Annotated in this window: 13 protein-coding genes; 4 read left to right on the top strand and 9 right to left on the bottom strand. The window is 62.5% G+C overall.

The features are described from left to right. Positions 1 to 3: 3 nt before the first annotated feature. The 3 genes from EN780_RS00870 (at position 4) to EN780_RS00860 (ending at position 4546) form a co-directional block, all read left to right on the top strand. Positions 4 to 207, top strand: coding sequence for a DUF2892 domain-containing protein (locus tag EN780_RS00870; RefSeq protein ID WP_127310529.1), 204 nt, complete (start codon positions 4 to 6; stop codon positions 205 to 207). A gap of 65 nt (positions 208 to 272) precedes the next feature. Next, positions 273 to 1283: an efflux RND transporter periplasmic adaptor subunit gene (locus EN780_RS00865; RefSeq protein WP_128271616.1), complete on the top strand. Its 1011-nt coding sequence runs from the start codon at positions 273 to 275 to the stop codon at positions 1281 to 1283. Beyond that, complete coding sequence (locus tag EN780_RS00860) at positions 1280 to 4546, top strand: efflux RND transporter permease subunit (RefSeq protein ID WP_128271614.1); 3267 nt, start codon at positions 1280 to 1282, stop codon at positions 4544 to 4546. The genes EN780_RS00865 and EN780_RS00860 overlap by 4 nt, the downstream gene beginning before the upstream one ends. Positions 4547 to 4643: 97 nt before the next feature. Here the strand turns inward: EN780_RS00860 and EN780_RS38605 are convergent, their stop codons facing one another. From EN780_RS38605 to EN780_RS00820, 8 genes are all read right to left on the bottom strand, one after another. After that, positions 4644 to 4781 carry a hypothetical protein gene (locus EN780_RS38605; protein ID WP_167509424.1) on the bottom strand — a complete coding sequence of 46 codons (138 nt, stop codon included), beginning with the start codon at positions 4779 to 4781 and terminating at the stop codon, positions 4644 to 4646. Positions 4782 to 4788: 7 nt separating this feature from the next. Beyond that, positions 4789 to 5385, bottom strand: coding sequence for a DUF2478 domain-containing protein (locus EN780_RS00855; protein WP_127310526.1), 597 nt, complete (start codon positions 5383 to 5385; stop codon positions 4789 to 4791). Between the two features lie 626 nt (positions 5386 to 6011). Further along, positions 6012 to 6911, bottom strand: a complete 900-nt coding sequence (locus EN780_RS00845) for a peptidylprolyl isomerase (RefSeq protein WP_127311189.1) — start codon at positions 6909 to 6911, stop codon at positions 6012 to 6014. A gap of 3 nt (positions 6912 to 6914) precedes the next feature. After that, on the bottom strand, positions 6915 to 7694 hold the full coding sequence (narI, locus tag EN780_RS00840; RefSeq protein ID WP_127282306.1) for a respiratory nitrate reductase subunit gamma: 780 nt from the start codon (positions 7692 to 7694) through the stop codon (positions 6915 to 6917). A 12-nt stretch (positions 7695 to 7706) separates the two neighbouring features. Further along, positions 7707 to 8399, bottom strand: coding sequence for a nitrate reductase molybdenum cofactor assembly chaperone (gene narJ, locus EN780_RS00835; protein WP_128271641.1), 693 nt, complete (start codon positions 8397 to 8399; stop codon positions 7707 to 7709). Beyond that, positions 8399 to 9925, bottom strand: a complete 1527-nt coding sequence (gene narH / locus EN780_RS00830) for a nitrate reductase subunit beta (RefSeq protein ID WP_127311190.1) — start codon at positions 9923 to 9925, stop codon at positions 8399 to 8401. The genes narJ and narH overlap by 1 nt, the downstream gene beginning before the upstream one ends. Beyond that, positions 9922 to 13662, bottom strand: a complete 3741-nt coding sequence (locus EN780_RS00825; RefSeq protein WP_128271610.1) for a nitrate reductase subunit alpha — start codon at positions 13660 to 13662, stop codon at positions 9922 to 9924. Before EN780_RS00825 ends, narH begins: the two co-directional genes overlap by 4 nt. Positions 13663 to 13676: 14 nt before the next feature. Continuing rightward, positions 13677 to 16415 (bottom strand): MFS transporter, encoded by a 2739-nt coding sequence (locus EN780_RS00820; RefSeq protein ID WP_128271608.1) that lies wholly within the window; start codon positions 16413 to 16415, stop codon positions 13677 to 13679. Positions 16416 to 16592: 177 nt separating this feature from the next. Between EN780_RS00820 and EN780_RS00815 the strand changes: the two genes are divergently transcribed. Then, a complete protein-coding gene (locus EN780_RS00815) occupies positions 16593 to 17306 on the top strand; it encodes a helix-turn-helix domain-containing protein (protein ID WP_127282319.1) in 714 nt (237 codons plus the stop codon). Between the two features lie 1428 nt (positions 17307 to 18734). Here the strand turns inward: EN780_RS00815 and EN780_RS00810 are convergent. Then, positions 18735 to 18917 (bottom strand): hypothetical protein, encoded by a 183-nt coding sequence (locus EN780_RS00810; RefSeq protein WP_128271606.1) that lies wholly within the window; start codon positions 18915 to 18917, stop codon positions 18735 to 18737. Between the last annotated feature and the right edge of the window lie 706 nt (positions 18918 to 19623).

Below are 19623 nucleotides of genomic sequence, written 5' to 3'. Positions count from 1 at the left end.
ATTATGACGATAGACAAGGCAGTTCTCAGGTTTGCGGGCGTCGTAGTGCTGATATCGCTCACGCTCGGCATCTACTATTCGCCTTACTGGTTCCTGCTGACGGCATTCGCCGGGCTCAACATGATGCAGGCCTCGGTCACGGGCTTCTGCCCGGCAGCGATGGTCTTCAAGAAGCTCGGCTGCAAGCCGGGTGCAGCGTTCGAGTAAGGGCCGCTAAGCCGGGAGGCGGCTCCGTCGCCTCCATATCCATTTCAACCGACTGAGATTAGCCAATGAGACCACTGCATTCGGCCCTGGCGTACATTCTTCTGGTCGGCGCCGCCGGCCTTTTTGCGATCGATACACACGCCGCCGAATTCATCGTCAAGTCCACGACCATCACCGAGATGAAGGCCGTGTATGGACAGGTGGAGAGCCGCACCATCCTGCCGGCCAGGGCAAGGATTTCGGGAACCGTCGCGTCCGTTCACGTCTCGGAGGGCGCCCAGGTGGGCAAGGGCGACATGGTCGCCACGGTCGTCGACGACAAGCTCGCCTTGCAGCCCAGAGCCGCCGACGCCAAAATCGCGGCCCTGCATTCGCAACTCGACAGTGCCCGCACCGATCTGCAGCGCGCACAGGACCTGCTGGCCAAGGGTGCTGCCGCCCAAAGCCGGGTCGACGCGTCAAAGACGCAGTTCGATGTCGTCACGAACCAGCTCGCGGCTGCGATTGCCGAGCGGGCGGTCATCGAGCAAAGCACACGGGAAGGCGATATCCTGGCCCCAGCCGACGGCCGGGTGCTGACGGTTCCCGTGGCCGCCGGCTCGGTGATAATGGCGGGCGAACCCGTCGCGCGGGTGGCATCGGGCCAGTATTACCTGCGCCTGTCTTTGCCGGAACGGCACGCCGTCGAGATAACGGAAGGCGCCCGCGTCGATATCGGCGAACGCGGCACGGGTACCAATGCCGGCTTCGTCAAGGCTGGGGAAGGCCGGATCGCAAAGGTCTACCCGGAGATCGAGAAAGGTCGCGTGATTGCCGACGTCGAAGTCGCCGACATCGGGACCTATTTCGTCAACGAGCGCACCCTCGTGTCCATACCGGTCGCAAAGCGGACCATGTTGGGCGTTCCGCCAGAGGCTCTTAGGATCGTCCACGGTATAGACTATGTCACAATCGAGACGGCGGATGGGCCGCTTGACGTCACTGTGGTGCGGGGTGGCACATTCCAGGATGCCGGCCAGCCGCGCATCGAGATCCTGAGTGGTCTTGCCGATGGCGACAAGGTCGCTCTGCCATGAAACTCGGCATCGCCGGGTGGCTTACCCGTTCATTCATCGCATCGCCTCTGACGCCTCTCTTCCTGCTGGCCGCGCTGGCGCTTGGGCTTGTGGCCTTGGTCACGCTGCCCCGCGAGGAGGAGCCGCAGATCTCCGTGCCTATGGTCGACATCCACGTCTCCGCAAACGGCCTGAGGGCCGAAGATGCCGCCAAGCTCGTGACCGAGCCGCTGGAGACGATCATAAAGGGCATTGACGGCGTGGAGCACGTCTACTCCCAAACCACCGATGATGGCGCGCTGGTGACCGCCCGCTTCAAGGTCGGCACCAGTTCGGATGCCGCGATCCTGCGCATCCACGAAAAGGTCCGCGCCAACATGGATCGCATCCCCGTCGGGATTCCAGAGCCGCTGATCGTTGGGCGCGGCATCGACGACGTTGCCATAGTGGTGGTGACACTGACGCCGGCGCCGCAGGTGGCGGCGCGGTATTCCTCGGCGGACCTGACGCGTCTTGCGCATGAGCTGCAGGTCGAGGTCGCAAAGCTTCCCGATATCGGTCTCACCTACGTCGTTGGCGAGCAGCCCGATGAGATCCAGGTCGAGCCGGATCCGGAAAAGCTTTCGCTGTATGGCATCACGCTGCAGCAGTTGATGGGCAAGATCGCGGGCGCCAACCGCTCTTTCCAGATCGGCACGGTCCGCGACCGGGGTAATCAGCGGGTGCTGGTGGCCGGTCAGACGCTGCAGGCTTTGTCTGAGATCGGCAACCTTTTGCTCACGGCTCGCGACGGGCGGCCGGTCTATATCCGCGACGTTGCCAGCGTGGTGCTCGCGACGTCACCGGCTGAGAACCGCGTCACCAATATCATTAAGTCCGATACCGGTCTCGAGCGCGCGCCGGCCGTGTCGGTGGCGATCGCGAAGCGCCCGGGCACCAATGCGGTCGTCATCGCCGATATGATCGTCAAGCGCCTCGAGCAGGTGCGCGGCCAGATCTTCCCCAACGACGTCGAAATGCGCGTGACGCGCAACTACGGCGAGACGGCCAATGAGAAGGCTAACGAACTGCTCTTCCATCTGGGCCTGGCGACCGTCTCCATCGTCCTGCTGATCGCAGTAGCCATCGGCTGGCGAGAAGCGCTGGTGGTGGCCGTCGTGATACCCACGACCATCCTGCTGACCATGTTCGCTTCACGCGTGATGGGCTACACGCTGAACCGTGTCAGCCTGTTCGCGTTGATCTTCTCCATCGGCATCCTCGTCGACGACGCCATCGTGGTCATCGAGAACATCGCGCGCCATTGGGCGATGGACGGCGGACGCTCGCGCGCCCAGGCGGCGATCGATGCAGTTGCCGAGGTCGGCAATCCCACCATCGTGGCGACGCTGACCGTGGTGGCGGCGCTGCTTCCCATGCTGTTCGTCTCCGGCCTCATGGGCCCCTATATGAGCCCGATCCCGGCCAATGCCTCGGCCGCGATGCTTTTCTCATTCTTCGTCGCGGTGATGTTGACACCGTGGCTGATGATGAAGCTCGGCGGAAAGGATCGGGTCGGCGCCCATGGCCACGCCGGCAGCGCGCAGGGCGGCGTGCTGGGGCGGATCTATATCGCGGTGGCGCGACCGATCTTGAAGTCGCGGCTCAGAGCCTGGGCGTTCCTTTTGGTCGTGGGCATTGCCACGATTGCGTCCATGGCGCTGATCTACACCGAGCACGTGACGGTCAAGCTTCTGCCCTTCGACAACAAGACCGAACTCCAGATAGTGGCGGACTTGCCCAAGGGCTCGTCGGTCGAGGACACCGACCGACTGCTCCAGGCCGCCGCAAATCGCCTGGCCTCCGTGCCGGAGGTAGTGTCGTTCCAGACCTACGCGGGCGCCTCCGCGCCTTTCAACTTCAACGGCCTGGTGCGCCATTACTACCTGCGATCGAGCCCCGAACAGGGTGACATCGCCGTCAACCTGCTTCCCAAAGGAGACCGCAGCCGCGCCAGCCATGCCATTGCGCTCGACTTACGCGAGCGCTTGATGGGCATGGCGATGCCGGCGGGCACGGTGCTGAAGGTGGTCGAGCCGCCGCCGGGACCGCCGGTGCTCGGCACGCTGCTGGCCGAAATCTACGGCCCGGACGCCGAAACCCGCCGCGCGGTTGCGGCCAAGGTTCGCGAGACCTTCGCCAGCATCCCGTTCATCGTCGACGTCGACGACAGCTTCCACAACCAGCCGGAACGGCTCCGGCTTTCGATCGACCAGGACAACCTGGAATATTACAAGGTCGAACAGGCGGATGTGTACGACACGCTGAGCTATCTCTACGGCGGTACCACGGTCGGCTACTCGCACCGAGGCGGCGGGCGCCTGCCGATCCCGATCCGCATCGCCTTGTCCAAGGCAAATGGCGTGGTCGATCAGCGTGCCCTGGCCACGCCGGTTGCCGCCAACGCGCTTCCCGGCGCGCGCGACGTTGTCGAGCTTGGCGACGTCGTGCGGGTGAGCCAGGAGCCGGCCTCCTACCCGATCTTCCGCCACAACGGCAGGCCGGCCGAGATGGTGATGGGCGAGCTGGCCGGGGCGTTTGAGGCGCCGGTCTACGGCATGCTCGCCGTGGACGATGCGATTGCCAAGGCGGACTGGGGCGCGCTGCCAAAGCCGCAGATCGCGCTGCATGGCCAGCCGGACGACGAATCGAAGCCGACGCTCCTGTGGGACGGCGAATGGGAAGTGACCTGGGTAACCTTCCGCGACATGGGCGCTGCCTTCATGGTGGCGATCCTCGGCATCTACATCCTGGTCGTCGCGCAGTTCGGCTCCTTCCGCCTGCCATTGGTGATCCTGACCCCGATCCCGCTGACGCTGATAGGTATCATGCTTGGCCACTGGGCGTTCGTCGCGCCCTTCACGGCCACCTCGATGATCGGCTTCATCGCGCTTGCCGGCATCATCGTCCGCAACTCGATCCTGCTTGTCGACTTCATCCGTCATGCGCGGAGCGAGGATCGTCCGCTGCTCGAAGTGCTGCTCGAAGCCGGGGCTATCCGCTTCAAGCCGATCCTGCTCACCGCGCTCGCGGCGATGATCGGCGCCGCGGTGATCCTGACCGACCCTATCTTCCAGGGGCTGGCTATCTCGTTGCTGTTCGGCCTCGCCTCGTCGACGCTGTTGACGGTGCTGGTCATCCCGGCGATCTATGTGGCGCTGCGCGGTGGCCCGCGTGCCGATGCTGGGCCGAGCGAACCTGTCGCAGCCGCGCTGACTGAGTATCCCGAGCCGGCAAACCACTAGATCGTTTCACCGCTTCACGGAAACGGTGAGCCGCTCTATCTCTTTGTTTTAACGCAAGTCCAGTCGGAAACCGTTTCACAGTTTCCCTGGAATTGCGTTAGCTCTGGCGGAAATCGCCGGAGACGCCGAACATTATCACGATCGCCGCCAAGACAATCAAAACCGATGGGCCCCCCGTCAGATTGACGATGGCCGCCGAAACACCCACGGCGCCGCCAGCGACGACGGAACGCACGATAGTCTCAAGCCACCTCGGCACCGGCTATTCTCCCGTCCAGGGATTGATAGGGGCCGCGCGCCGTCACGCTGCGGTCGAGCAAACAGTCCAACGCCGCGAGCCGATCGGACGGCAGACGGGGCAGTTCGATTTCCCGGGCAAGATCGGCTGCAAATTCGCGGAACGGTGCGAGATTGATGACGGGAACGCCGATCAGCACGGGTACGGAGAGTTCCAGCGCCTTTGCGATGAGGGCCCTGAAGCCACCGCCTTCGGCCTCGGTCTTTCCGAATTTGCACAGAACCAGAAGATCGGTCTTGCCGGACAACGCAGCTCCGGCGGCTTCGCAGGCGCGGAGCAGCCGATCGGTATTCAGAACACAGCCTCGGGAGTGGGGACCTCGATCGTCGGATATACCGTGGAGCTTGCCCGAAGCGAGATCCCGAAGGTGCATGTCGCATTTCACCCGATCAGGTTTCTTTTCGCTCAGTTGGACAAGGCCGGCCAATCGCACGCCTCGCTCGGCCATGATGGTAGTCATTTCCTGCAGGAGTGCTTCGAACTCCACGCCGTTTGAATAAACGATAGCGGTAATGGGGCAGTCAGGACGAAGGCTCTGCATGAGGGAATCTCCTTCAGTTTGTACTTTGCCAGTCGGCCAGCAGGCGCGGGGTAGCTCCGATGCAGCGGGATTGGCGCGGCGATATCCAAAACCATCGGCCTATCTTCCAAATATTCCACGGCTGAATGGAAGCACTTCAACGGGCATGCCAGGCTCAATTGGGATCGACGCACCGGGCACAATCGCAATGGCGTCGGCCGATACCATCGGCATCATTCTGTGCGAGCCATCCGGCCCGCTGCGGCTGGCGGTCAATCACATCCCGGCAGTGGTGATGATCAGATCCGCCTCCCTCGCGCTGTCTTCGAGCACTCGCGCGATGGCCGCGGTATCGGGGCCAACTCGAGATAGCCAAGGTGGCGATGAAACCCGGCAAGCCGTCCTTTGGCGCGCTGGTCTTCGCGCGTCCGATCGTGGCGAACCTCCTCGGTCAGGTACGCCCCTGTTCAATATCCAGGCGAACCGGCACCAATTCCGTGCGATCCGGCTTGCAAGAACATGTAAAGGTCAACTCGGCCGATGTCGGTTGGCGAAGAGGACCACGTGCGCGACGTCGGCGACGATTGCCATGGCCGCTTTCGGGTCTTCCAGTGAGGCGATGATATCTCCGAGCATTGCTTCCCCCTTCACTGCACCAGCGGCGAGGATGCGCCGTCGATGGCAATCCCGACGATGTCCGCCCGGCCGACAAGCAGGGAGACGTATTGCGCCGTCGCCTGCCGGCTGACGTGCTCGGCCAGATAGGACGCGATGCGTTCCCGCACGGCCTCGAACGGAAGCTGGCGGCCGTCGATGCGCCGCGTCAGGCGAATGAGGTGGACGCCGTAGCGCGTCTCCACTGGCTGCGAGATATCGCCTGGGACGAGCTCGATGAGAGCAGCCTCGAATTCCGGCGTGGTGTCGCCCGGCCCGATTTGGCCGAGGCTGCCGCCCAAGGCTCCCGACGGGCAATCCGAGCAATCTCGCGCCAGTGCCGCGAAACGCTCTGGAGCAGCTGCCAGAGCAGATCTCAGCGACGACACCCTTTTACGCGCGGCGGCGAATGCCTCACGATCATCGTGACGAGCCGCTATGAGAATATGATCGGCTTCATAGAGAGGCGGCGTCATGAAACGGCGAAGATTATTTTCATAGAAGCGCCGCAGCGTCTCCTCATCCGCCTCGGGAACGCGAACCTCGCGCTCGATCAAGCCGCGCACCAGCGCGTCTTCGATGGTCTCCCTGCGTCCATCCTGGTCGGTCCGCTGGTCGGCGGCTATGTCGAGACGCCGCGCCTCTTGCAGGAGCAGCTCGCGAATGACGAGCGCACGGGTTGCGGCATGCCATCCCTCGCCGGGATTGCGGGCGGGAAAGTTCTGCACCTCGGCGGCGATCGCCTTGCGCGATATCGCCACCCCGTTGACGGTCACCGGCGGCATCGCCACGCGTTCGCGGGACGGCGCCGTGTCAGGAGTTGCGGGCCGGTGTTCGTGCGGATGTTCGGACGATTTGCGGCCGGCCGAATGATCGATGACGAGCGCGGCCATGGTTTACTCCGCGGGCTGGTGGGATGGAGCGGCAGCGGGGCGCCGCAAGGGCTCGGACGACCGCATCACGGACACTGGCGCGGGCGACCGGCGCTCGGCGAAGCGTGTGCGCACGACCTGATAGCCGGGACGGCCGAGATACCAGACCGGCGCGCTCCAGACATGAACCAACCTGGTGAACGGGAAGACCAGAAAGATCGTCATGCCGAGCAGGAGATGCGCCTTGAAGATCGGGTTGACGTCGGCGACGTAGGCCGCGGCCGCCGGCCGCAAGGTGAGGATGCCCTGCGCCCAGTTCATGAATTTCACCATCTCATGGCCGTCCATGTGACCGAGCGAGACGAAGATGGTCGAAAGGCCAAGCGTGAGCTGCAGCCAGAGCAGCAACAAAATCGCGATGTCACCGGGCGCCGACGTGTTGCGGATGCGAGGATCGAACAGACGACGATGGGCCAGAAGCGCTATGCCGATGAAGCAGGCAACGCCAGCGATGCCGCCGGCGGTGATGGCAAGGCCCTGCTTGAAGCTGTGTGAGACACCGAGCGCATCGAATACCCAGATCGGCGTCAGCAGGCCGACGAAGTGGCCGGCGAAGATCATCAGGATACCGACGTGGAACAGATTGGAGCCCCAGCGGAGCTGACGCCGCCGCAGCAACTGGGAGGATCCTGTCTTCCAGGTATATTGCTCGCGATCGAAGCGGATCAGGCTACCGAGCAGGAAGATGGTCAGGCAGAAATAGGGATACCAGCCAAAGAGCGCGGCGTTGATTGTGTCGGACATGGCTTTCCTCCGTCAGGCAACGCTACTACGCGCATCGCGATTGGCGGCGCGCATCTGGATTCTCAGTCGGTCGACGGAACAGCCGTCGGTCGCATTCCCGGGACCGAATGCGACCGCGGCCTCTTCCCAGGCGGCGTCGATGGCTGCCAGGTCGTCGGGCTCGTCGAGTTCGTCGGCGCCCACGGCCACGGCCGGCTCGCTGACTATCGAGCGTATGGCCGTGAATACAGCGGCATAGCCTGCGTTGCGCTTGGCGAGCCGACCTTCCAGCAGCGAGAAGATGTGGCCGGTTTCATTTAGCAGCCCGCGCGCCTCCTCAATGGGACGGGCGGAGAGGAATTCGAGGAAAAGCGGGATGAAGTCGGGCAATTCGTTTGCCGCGACCTCGAGCCCGCCACGCCGGTAGTGTTCGGCCAGATCGACCATCGCCTGGCCGCGATCTCGGCTCTCGCCATGGATGTGCTCGAAGAGATGCAGCGAGTGGCGGCGCGTCTTGTCGAACAATTCCACGTAACGCTCTTGCAAATCGTAGAGATCCAGGGTGGCCAGATCGGCAAACAAGGACTGCAGGTGCTTGCCTGCTTCGTCCGATACCAGTCCCTCGTCCGCGACCGCCGCGGTGATTTCCGGGATCGCCGTGCAAAGTTCCTCGGTCGGATAGGAAAGGAGCGCCGAGAGCGCCTTGAAGGTCCTGTTCGAGAGCATCACGCGATCTCCATCGGGTTTGTCGGCCGCTTGGTCTGCTTGGTGCCGAAGAGGTTGGTCTCGGTGGAACCGCCCGAGCAACCGTTGCCGAACGAGAAGCCGCAGGAGCCGCGCAGGTCCTGGGCGTCCTCGCTCCATTCGCGGTGCGAAGTGGGGATGACGAAACGATCCTCGTAATTGGCGATCGCCATGACCTTGTACATGTCGTCGATGGCTGCGCCCGTCAGGCCGACCCGCGTCGCGATCGACTCGTCGAGGCGGCCGTCGATCGTCTTTGCCCGCATGTAGCTTCGCATCGCCAGCATGCGCTCGAGCGCAAGCGCCACGGGCTCCTCATTGCCCGCCGTCAGCAGATTGGCCAGATACTGGAGCGGGATGCGCAGGCTGCGCACGTCGGGCATATCGCCGTCCAGCCCCATCTTGCCGGCGGCAGCCGCCGACTGGATGGGCGAGAGCGGCGGAACGTACCAGACCATCGGCAGCGTGCGGTACTCGGGGTGAAGCGGAAAGGCAATCTTCCACTCCATCGCCATCTTCCAGACCGGCGATAATTTGGCCGCCTCCAGCCAGTTGTCGGGAATCCCGTCGGCACGGGCCTGTGCGATGACGGCCGGATCGTTCGGATCGAGGAAGATATCGAGCTGCGCCTGATAGAGGTCCTTCTCCTGCGGTACGCTGGCAGCCGCCTCGATACGGTCGGCGTCGTAGAGGATCACGCCGAGATAGCGGATGCGCCCGACGCAGGTTTCCGAACAGACCGTCGGCTGCCCCGCCTCGATGCGGGGATAGCAGAAGATGCACTTCTCCGATTTGCCCGACGACCAGTTGTAGTAGATCTTCTTGTAGGGGCAGCCGGAGACGCACATGCGCCAGCCGCGGCACTTGTCCTGATCGATCAGTACGATGCCGTCCTCCTCGCGCTTGTAGATGGCCCCGGACGGGCACACCGCCGCGCAGGTCGGGTTGAGGCAGTGCTCGCAAAGCCTCGGAAGGTACATCATGAAGGTATTTTCGAACTGGCCGTAAATGTCCTTCTGGACGCCCTCGAAATTCACGTCCTTCGACCGCTTCTCGAACTCGCCGCCGAGGATCTCCTCCCAGTTCGGTCCCCATTCGATCTTTTCCATCCGCTCGCCGGTGATGGCCGAGCGCGGACGAGCCGTAGGGAAAGCTTTCGATTCCTTCGCCGTGTGCAGATGCTGGTAATCGAAAGTGAACGGCTCGTAGTAGTCGTCGATCTCCGGCAGATCAGGGTTTGCGAAGATGTTGGCGAGGATGCGCCACTTGGCGCCCATCTTCGGCTCGATCTTGCCATTCTTCTTGCGTCGCCAGCCGCCGTTCCATTTCTGCTGATTCTCCCATTCCTTGGGATAGCCAACGCCCGGCTTGGTCTCGACATTGTTGAACCAAGCGTATTCGACGCCTTCACGGTTGGTCCAGACGTTCTTGCAGGTAACCGAACAGGTGTGACACCCGATGCATTTGTCGAGGTTCAACACCATCGCGATCTGGGCGCGGATTTTCATTCTGCGGCCTCCTTGGGAGCATTCGCTTGCAGGGGTTCCTCGAGCCAGTCGACGGTCGCCATCTTGCGGACCACGATGAACTCGTCGCGGTTGGAGCCAACGGTTCCGTAGTAGTTGAAGCCGTAGGACTGCTGGACATAGCCGCCGATCATATGGGTCGGCTTGAGCACCGTGCGCGTCACCGAATTGTGGATGCCGCCGCGGTTGCCGGTCAGTTCGGAGCCGGGCGTGTTCACGATCTTCTCCTGAGCGTGATACATCAGCATCATGCCCTGTTTGACTCGCTGGGAGACGACGGCGCGGGCCGTAAGCGCTCCGTTGGCGTTAAAAACCTCGACCCAGTCATTGTCCACGATGTCCGCGGCCTTGGCGTCGGTCTCGGAAATCCACACCACCGGACCGCCGCGATTGAGCGTCAGCATCAGGAGATTGTCGCTGTAGGTGGAATGGATACCCCATTTCTGATGCGGCGTGATGAAGTTGAGGACGATCTCTTTGTTGCCGTTGGACCTGACTCCCTTGACGGCGGAGATCGTCTTCAGGTCGACCGGCGGCTTCCAGGTGATGAAGCCTTCGCCGAAGGCCCGCATCCACAGATGATCCTGATAAAGCTGCTGGCGTCCGGTCAGCGTGCGCCACGGGATCAGTTCGTGGACGTTCGTGTAGCCGGCATTGTAGCAGACCTTCTCACTTTCGATGCCGGACCAGGTGGGAGAGGAGATGATCTTGCGCGGCTGGGCCTGAACGTCGCGAAAGCGGATCTTCTCGTCCTCCTTCGGGATGGCGAGATGAGCATGCTCGCGGCCCGTCGCCTTGGAGAGCGCCTCCCAGGCTTTCACCGCGACCTCGCCGTTGGTTTCCGGCGCGAGCATCAGGATGACTTCGGTCGCGTCGATATCCGTCTCGATCTTCGGCAGGCCCTTGGCGGGGCCGGCGGGTTGGACGCCGTTGAGCGCGCCCAGCGCCTCGACTTCATGCGCTGTCTTCCAGTTGATGCCCTTGCCGCCGTTGCCGGCCTCGGTCATCAGCGGGCCGAGCGCGGTGAAGCGGGCGTAGAGGTTCGGATAGTCGCGCTTGACGACGCTCACGGCCGGCATCGTCCTGCCCGGGATCGGTTCGATCTCGCCGCGTTTCCAGTCGGCGACGTCGAAGGGCTGGGCGATCTCGCCGGGCGTGTCATGCTGGATGGGAGTTAGGACGACGTCCTGCTCCACGCCCAGCACCTCCGGAGCGACCTCGGAAAAGGCCCTGGCGAGGCCCTTGTAGATATCCCAGTCCGAGCGTGCCTCCCAGGCAGGGTCCACCGCCGCCGACAGCGGGTGGATGAAGGGGTGCATGTCGGAGGTGTTGAGGTCGTTCTTCTCGTACCAGGTCGCGGTCGGCAGCACGATGTCGGAGTACACGCAGGTCGTCGACATGCGGAAATCGAGCGTGACAAGAAGATCGAGCTTTCCCCGCGGAGCCTCGTCGTGCCAAACGACCTCCTTGTTGCGCACCTTGCCTTCGGCGCCGAGGTCCTTGCCCATGACACCGTGCGTGGTGCCGAGCAGGTGCTTCAGAAAGTATTCGTGGCCCTTGCCGGAAGACCCCAGAATGTTGGAGCGCCACACGAACATGTTGCGGGGCCAGTTGGCCGGATCGTCAGGGTCCTCGCATGCAAGGTCGAGTTCACCCGACTTCAGTGCGCTTGCCACATAGTCCTTCACCTCGAGGCCAGCCGCCGAAGCTCGTTTGGCGATGTCGAGCGGGTTCTGCTTCAACTGCGGCGCCGAAGGCAGCCAGCCCATGCGCTCGGCGCGGACGTTGTAGTCGATGAAGCTTTGGTTCCAGTCTCCTTCGGGCGCGGTCGGCGACAAGATCTCCGCCGCCGTCAGGGTCTCGTATCGCCATTGGTCCGTGTGCGCGTAGAAGAAGGACGTCGAGTTCTGGTGGCGCGGCGGGCGCGCCCAGTCGAGCGCGAAAGCGAGCGGCGTCCAGCCTGTCTGCGGCCGCAGCTTTTCCTGGCCGACATAGTGCGACCAGCCGCCGCCCGACTGGCCGACGGCGCCGCAGAACACCAGGAGGTTGATGATCCCCCGGTAATTCATATCCATGTGGTACCAGTGGTTGAGACCTGCGCCCAGGATCACCATCGAGCGGCCGTTGGTCTTTTCGGCATTGGTGGCGAATTCGCGCGCCACGGTGACGATGGCGTCGCGCTTCACGCCAGTGATGCGCTCAGCCCAGGCGGGTGTGAACGGCACGTCGTCATCGTAGGAAGAGGCGACATTGGCGCCGCCGAAGCCGCGGTCGAGGCCGTAATTGGCCATGAGCAGGTCGTAGACCGTTGCCACCTTCACCGCCCCGTCGATGGTCTTGATCGTGCGGACCGGGATATTGCGGGTCAGGATCTCGCCATGCTCGGTGGCCACGAAATGCTCCGTTGCCCGGCCGCCGAAATAGGGGAAGTCGACAGCCGCAATGTCAGCTCCATCGCCGGCGAGGGAGAGCTTCAACCGAATGTCCCGCCCCTTGCCATCCTTTTCCTCGAGATTCCACTTTCCTTGCTCGCCCCAGCGGTAGCCGGCCGACCCGAGTGGCGCGACTAACGCATCCGTTGCCTCGTCGATGGCGACCGTCTTCCATTGCGGGTTGTTCTTCTCGCCGAGAGCGCCCTTGATCTCGGAGGCACGCAACAGGCGCTCCGGAACGAGCTTGCCGTCGCGCTCCGCCAGCCGCACCAGGAAGGGCATGTCGGTGTAGCGCCGGGCATAGTCGTCGAAATAGGCGACGCTGCGGTCGAGGTGGTATTCGCGCAGGATCACGTGGCCCATGGCGAGCGCCAGCGCGGCGTCGGTGCCCTGCTTCGGATTGAGCCAGATGTCGGCGAACTTGGTCGCTTCGGCATAGTCCGGCGAGACGACGGCGCTCTTGGTGCCCTTGTAGCGGACCTCAGTGTAGAAATGCGCGTCCGGGGTACGCGTCTGTGGCACGTTCGAGCCCCAGACGATGATGAAGCCGGCATTGTACCAGTCGGCGCTCTCCGGCACGTCGGTCTGCTCGCCCCAGGTCTGCGGGCTCGCCGGCGGCAGGTCGCAATACCAGTCGTAGAACGACATGCACACGCCACCGAGCAGCGAAAGATAGCGCGAGCCGGCGGCATAGGAGACCATCGACATGGCCGGGATCGGCGAAAAGCCGATGATGCGATCCGGGCCGTGCTTGCGAGCGGTATAGGCATTGGCGGCCGCGATGAGCTCGTTCACCTCGTCCCAGGTGGCGCGCACGAAGCCGCCGTGGCCGCGGATCGAGATGTAGGATTGGCGCTTGTTCGAGTCCTCGACGATCGAGGCCCATGCCGCGACTGGCGGCATCTTGGCGCGAGCCGCCCGCCACAGCTTCAACAGCCGGCCGCGGATCATCGGGTATTTCACCCGGGCGCCCGAATAGAGATACCAGCTGTATGACGCGCCGCGTGCGCAGCCGCGAGGCTCGTGGTTGGGCAGATCGGGCCGCGTGCGCGGATAATCGGTCTGCTGCGTCTCCCAGGTGACGATGCCGCCCTTGACGTAGATCTTCCACGAGCACGAGCCGGTGCAATTCACACCATGGGTGGAGCGCACGATCTTGTCGTGCTGCCAGCGCTTGCGGTAGCCGTCTTCCCAGGACCGGTCTTCGTTGGTCACTATCCCGTGACCGTCCGAAAAGCTGTCGACGGTCTTGCGAAAGAAGGTTAGCCGGTCGAGAAAATGTGACATTGCGTTGTCCCTGGTTATTCGGCCGCGGCCGGGCGGACGGGCGCGCCGCGCTTGGCGCGCTCGATGTCGTGCAGAAGGCCGCCCTTGCGGGTGTAGACACCCCAGGTGATGGCAAGGCAGCTCACGTAGAACAGGAGGAAGGCCCACAACGCGGCGTTCGGCGCGCCCGTGAGGGCGATTGAGCTGCCGTAGCTCTTCGGTATGAAGAACGCGCCGAAGGCCGCGATCGCGGAGGTAAAGCCGGTGATGGCGGCAGCCTCCTTCTCCGCCTGCTTGCGACGCGCTTCGGTATCGGCGTCGGGCATCAGGCGGCCCATCTCCTTGGCCATGATCACCGGGATCATCTGGAACGTAGAGGCGTTGCCGACGCCGGTGGCGAAGAAAAGCAGCAGGAATGCCACGAAGAAGCCCGTGAACGCGCCCGGCTGATCCTTGATGCCGATGAACCACAAAACACCGGCAACACCTGCGATCATCAGCATGAAGGCCCAGAAGGTGACGCGCGCGCCACCATACTTGTCCGCGAGCCAGCCAGAGCCCGAGCGAGAGAGAGCGCCGACCAGCGGGCCGAGGAAGGCGAACTGGAGCGCATTGACGTCCGGAAACAGCATCTTCGTGAGCAGCGGGAAACCAGCCGAATAGCCGATGAAGGATCCGAAAGTGCCGGTGTAGAGCCAGCACATGATCCAGTTGTGCCGACGCTGGAAGATAACGGCCTGCTCGCTGAAAGATGCCTTGGCAGAAGCTATGTCGTTCATGCCGAACCAGGCGGCGAAAGCCGAGAGCGCTATAAAGGGCACGAAAACGAAGCCGGCATTCTGCAACCAAATCGGCGCATCGCCGGCAGCTCCCTTGACCATGGCCGGATCGCCGCCGAGCCAGCCGAAGATCCCCGTGGTGATTGCCAGCGGCACGATGAACTGGACGACGCTGACGCCGAGATTGCCAAGGCCGGCGTTGAGTGCAAGCGCATTTCCCTTCTCCGCCTTCGGGAAGAAGAAGGAGATGTTGGCCATGGACGAGGCGAAGTTGCCGCCGCCAAAGCCGCAAAGGAGTGCCAGGATCAACAGCACGACATAGGGCGTGTCGGGATTTTGTACCGCATACCCGATGCCCACGGCCGGTATGATGAGCGACCAGGTCGTAAGCGTCGTCCAGAGCCGGCCGCCGAAGATCGGCACCATGAAGGAATAAAAGATTCGCAGCGTCGCCCCGGAGATTCCGGGCAAAGCGGCGAGCCAGAAGAGTTGGTCGGTGGTGAAGGTGAAGCCGACGAGCGGAAGCTTGGCGACGACGACTGACCACACCTGCCAGATGGCAAACGAAAGCAGTAGCGCCGGTATCGACAGCCACAGATTGCGTTTCGCGATGCGGCGGCCGGTTTCAGCCCAGAACGCTTTGTCCTCCGGACGCCAGTCGGTTAGAGCACCGCCCGTCCGGGCCTTTGCCACAGGCGTGGGCATGTCCTGCATTTCCGGGAAAGGCGGCAGCTTGGCGAGGGCCTCGCCAACGGTGCCGCGTTCCATCTGGCGGATCGCCATATGCATCCAGATCAGCGCGCCGGAGACCAGCAGGAAGAGCGCCATGAAGCAACTCGTCCAGAGGCCCGTCAGGTCAAGCAGCAAGCCGAACAGGATCGGCAGCACGAAACCGCCAAGGCCGCCGATCATGCCGACGAGTCCGCCGACCGAACCGACATGGTCGGGATAGTAGACCGGGATGTGCTTGTAGACGGCGGCCTTGCCGAGGGCCATGAAGAAGCCGAGCACGAATATAGTGACGATGAAGCCGACGAGGCCCATCTCGATGTGGAAGGCGGTCGTCCCGTTGATGCCGTGGACGACGTAGTCGGTCGGTGGATAGGAAAGGACGAAGGTCGCCGCCACCGAAATCATGAAGGTCCAGTAGAGCACGCGACGCGCGCCGAAGCTGTCCGAAAGGTGTCCGCCATAGGCGCGAAACAGGCTCGCCGGCACGGAGAAGAAGGCAGCAATCATGCCGGCCGTCTTGATGTCGAGGCCGTAGACGTTGATGAGATATTGCGGCAGCCAAAGCGCGAGCGCGACAAAGGCGCCGAACACGAAGAAATAGTAGAGCGCGAAACGCCAGATCTGCACGTTCTTCAATGGTTCGAGTTCGAGCCACGCGCTTTTCGGCTTGATGCCGGATCGCCGACGTTCGACGATGACCGGGTCGTCATCCGTCATGAACCAGAAGATGGCGGCCATGACGACGAGGGCCGCTGCCCAGGCCTCAGCCACGGCCTGCCATCCGAAGGCGACGAGCACGAAGGGGGCGAGGAATTTGGTGACGGCGGCACCGACATTGCCCGCACCGAAGATACCAAGCGCCGTACCTTGTCTTTGCGGCGGGAACCAACGCGACACATAGGCGACACCGACCGAGAAGGAGCCGCCGGCGATCCCGACGCCGAGGGCTGCGACCAGCATCTGAGGATAGGTATGAGCATACGACAGAAGGAAAGTTGCGACCGCGGCCGCGAGCATGTTCACCGTGAAGACGATCCGGCCCCCGTAGCGGTCGGTCCAGATGCCAAGCGCCACCCTGAGCAGCGAACCCGTCAGGATCGGCGTGCCGAGGAGCAGGCCGAACTGCGTCTCGCTGAGGCCGAGTTCCTGGCGGATGCGAATGCCGATGATGGAAAAGATGGTCCAGACCGCGAAGCAGACCGTAAATGCCGCCGTGCTTGCGCCCAGGATTTGACCGGACTTCGGATCCGCGGTTGTTTTCATTGTCGGCAGCCTCTTAGACGGTTGGCCTCAAGGAGCGGACTCTCGCCCCCTCAAGGCCAACATGACCAAGCCGGCATCATCCGGCATTGATCCAAATCAAGGCATGCCGTGACATTTGTCACTCAGGATGCGGAAGCAAAGGGAAGCCTCACATCGGAGACGACACATTTGGATGAAATGACGTATGAGGGCGTGGCGCCGGAGGAGCTGCCGTTGTTTCGGGGGCTACCCTTACCCCGCCGGACCGATCTGATGCGACATGCCATGGTGCACAGCGTGTCCGCAGGCACCGTTCTGTTCGAACAAGGCGACGTGCCGAACTTCCAGCTGATCGTGCTGGCAGGGTCGGCCCAGTTGTTTGGACGATCGGCCGAAGGCCGTGAAGTCTTGATCGAGGCTGTCAGAGCCCCAGATCTCGTCATACCCGCCGCCGTCCTGACCGGCGCGCCTTATCTCATGCAGGCCCGAGTGCCAGAGCCTTCGCGGTTCTTGTTGATTCACGCGGGAGCGTTTCGGGCGGCGGTGGAAGTAGAGCCTTTGCTGGCTCATGCGGCGATCGGAAGCCTCGCCGCTCAATTTCGACGCATGGTCCGGCAGATCAAGAACCTCAAGCTGAGGAGCTCGACCGAGCGCGTTGGTTGCTATCTCCTGGCCCTGTCGAAGCGGCAGGGCACGCCGGACCGAGCCGTTCTGCCGTTCGAGAAGACGCTCATCGCCTCCGAGCTCGGCATAACACGCGAGTCCTTTTCGCGTGCACTGTCGAGCCTGGGAAAGTCAGGCATCAGGGTCGACGGCCAGACGATCGAAATTCTCGATGCGGCCCGCGTCGCCGCCGCATGCGCTCCCGACCCGCTCATCGACGGGACGGACGGTGAGGGCTTTGCAATCTGATCGTCGCGCCTAGTCCGGCCATAGTCAACCTGAGCTTGGCAGCGGATTTGCCGCAGGTGCTCGCCCCAACCTTCTGTCAGGACTGGCGATGATATCGGCCGTGGTTGAATGAACCCTTCTGCCGCGAACACCCAGGCATGACTGGAATGCAGAGGCATGACCGCATTAACGGCAACTTTGCCCTTCCCTCCACGACAATGCCATTCGCCTAGACCAGCATCGCCATAGCGTCCGCAGCGATCAGTTCCTGACCCCGCTCCAGCCGCTGATGACGTCCGCTATCCGGAGCGAGCAGAGCCCTTTCACGTCTGTTTCGAGGCGCTAAGCAAGCACGCCTTTACGCACGCCGTTTTACGCCACAGCGCTCGCGCCATTCGAAAGCACTTTACTTGATCCGGGATGTCAGCGCAGATCGGTCTGCCAGATGGCGATGGAAATTCCAGTCGAGTAGGAGTCAGATATGGACACGAAGGCAATTCATAGGGCAGCGAAAATCGCCACCCAAACTACGCTATCGCCGGCGTTTTCCCCCTACTCCCACTCAATTGTTTTAAACCCATCTAAATCCTTGATTTAGATGGGTTTTTTATTCGCAATGGCCTGAATTTCCGACACGCAGGCCGCCAAAACTTACGATATTGATTTTAAAGAGAAAATTGTCACAAAAATTTTTTTGAGGTTTCAGCAACTATCGGTGCCAATCGGCCGATTTTCGTTCTCACGGTGTTCGGTCGACACTCGACTCGATCGCAAAAAGTACCGTCAGCACAATCTATCACGCCCCACTGGAGCGATCCATCCGTCGCGAACCATCGGCACTTGGTCGCGCCATCATTCATGCAAGCCCCAATTTCAGTTGCAACCACGGCCTCAGCGCCGAGTAGCCAGGGGGGAATGGACGAGCGGCATCGCCGTCTCCAGGACACGCGGCCGACCGATTTGCTTCAGCATGTCCTGAAGTGTTCGCTACCAGAAATAGGCGGACTCGCCCCCCAAGCTCTCGGGGAGCAGTTAAACTCGGCTGTCTTCGACGTCGACGGGATGCGTGACTACCAAAAATTGTCGGAACAAGAGTCGAGCTGATCGCTTTGATACGCGCTGTCCGCGAAGAGGCGATCTGCGACCTCTTTGCTAAAGGCGCCGGCAGAGACTTGCGCCGCGAGGTCCGCAAGCGCTCAAATTTGCCGAGCAAATGGTCCGCGATTTCACCGGTACTGACGCCGTCGATCCTGAAAAGAAGCGCCCGCTGTCAGTATGAAGCCTGAGGCTCCGCTTCGGGTGCTGGTGGGGGCACCAACGGGTCACGGTGAGCGCTTCACCCTTCGTTCACGATATTAGCGCAAGCTCATACGTGGACATGCAGGGTATTGCGTACATGCCCAAACAAGCCCTAGCGCAGAACACCCCTTCAGCGCTGGGGCTTTTCCTTTAATGCTGCGTCTTGCCGCTTGATTGATCCGCCTGCGCCATGAACTTGTTGAAGGCGCGCGCCTCATCGACAGTCTCAAACTGCCGAGACGTTGTCGTGCCGTCCGGCTTTAGAACCACGGCGAGGAATGGAAGCCCGAACACGGGCGGTTGATAGACGGCATAGATCGTGCTGCGCTTCATCGCGGCATTTTACAGGGATTTCTCGCCCGGAACTAGATACGCGTCGGTGTTCGGGTCGGCGATCTTTGGAGCCTTTAACTCTGAAGGGTGAGGTGCCGACTTAATCGGCGCCGGGGCTGTTGCGTCCACGTTCCCCAGTGGGCCCCACCCGCCAACTAATGACATTACACCGGCGCACTGATCGGCGTTGCCGGTGGCGCTCTGTCGGCCAGGCTTTTGGCGGCAACACCCAGAGCACCGTGATCGGGTGCCCTTCTCGGCGCGGTGGTCGGCAGTTCCACCCCGCCCCAGTGCCGCGGCGAATTAGCTATGCCGCTATCATTGAGGACCTTTGCCGGACCAGCGCCCACAGCGCTGGTCCCCGCACCGTCATGAGGAGGTCGAGAATGACAAGCCTTGCCGGGATCCTAAAGGTTCGCGGCAAACATGCAGTGAAACGGCTGATCAGCTACGATAGCCGCAGCTGGCTGCGCATCCGCCAGATCGAGGCGGTTTTCTCGAGGCGGGCAACCACAAGGCCTCCCACGTGATCGAGACATCGCCCGGCGGGACCGCTATTGGAAGGCAACCTGTCCGAGCTATCGCTCGTCGACTTCACCGACTTCGACATCTGCCGCGACCGCAACCGACGAGCAATTCTCGGTCGTCATCGCCGACCAGGCGCTGGAGCATGTGCAGCGGCCGACGTCCGCGTCGTTTCCAGCAT

This window comes from Mesorhizobium sp. M4B.F.Ca.ET.089.01.1.1, from assembly GCF_004022605.1.
GTDB lineage: Bacteria > Pseudomonadota > Alphaproteobacteria > Rhizobiales > Rhizobiaceae > Mesorhizobium > Mesorhizobium abyssinicae.
The sequence above is the reverse complement of the archived record's forward strand: the minus strand, read 5'-3'. Positions and strand labels throughout refer to the sequence as shown.

Coding starts and splice junctions, on each gene's coding strand:
- EN780_RS00870 (WP_127310529.1), top strand. CDS start 4: ATGACGATAGACAAGGCAGTTCTCAGGTTTGCGGGCGTCGTAGTGCTG.
- EN780_RS00865 (WP_128271616.1), top strand. CDS start 273: ATGAGACCACTGCATTCGGCCCTGGCGTACATTCTTCTGGTCGGCGCC.
- EN780_RS00860 (WP_128271614.1), top strand. CDS start 1,280: ATGAAACTCGGCATCGCCGGGTGGCTTACCCGTTCATTCATCGCATCG.
- EN780_RS00855 (WP_127310526.1), bottom strand. CDS start 5,385: ATGCAGAGCCTTCGTCCTGACTGCCCCATTACCGCTATCGTTTATTCA.
- EN780_RS00845 (WP_127311189.1), bottom strand. CDS start 6,911: ATGGCCGCGCTCGTCATCGATCATTCGGCCGGCCGCAAATCGTCCGAA.
- narI (WP_127282306.1), bottom strand. CDS start 7,694: ATGTCCGACACAATCAACGCCGCGCTCTTTGGCTGGTATCCCTATTTC.
- narJ (WP_128271641.1), bottom strand. CDS start 8,399: ATGCTCTCGAACAGGACCTTCAAGGCGCTCTCGGCGCTCCTTTCCTAT.
- narH (WP_127311190.1), bottom strand. CDS start 9,925: ATGAAAATCCGCGCCCAGATCGCGATGGTGTTGAACCTCGACAAATGC.
- EN780_RS00825 (WP_128271610.1), bottom strand. CDS start 13,662: ATGTCACATTTTCTCGACCGGCTAACCTTCTTTCGCAAGACCGTCGAC.
- EN780_RS00820 (WP_128271608.1), bottom strand. CDS start 16,415: ATGAAAACAACCGCGGATCCGAAGTCCGGTCAAATCCTGGGCGCAAGC.
- EN780_RS00815 (WP_127282319.1), top strand. CDS start 16,593: ATGACGTATGAGGGCGTGGCGCCGGAGGAGCTGCCGTTGTTTCGGGGG.
- EN780_RS00810 (WP_128271606.1), bottom strand. CDS start 18,917: ATGAAGCGCAGCACGATCTATGCCGTCTATCAACCGCCCGTGTTCGGG.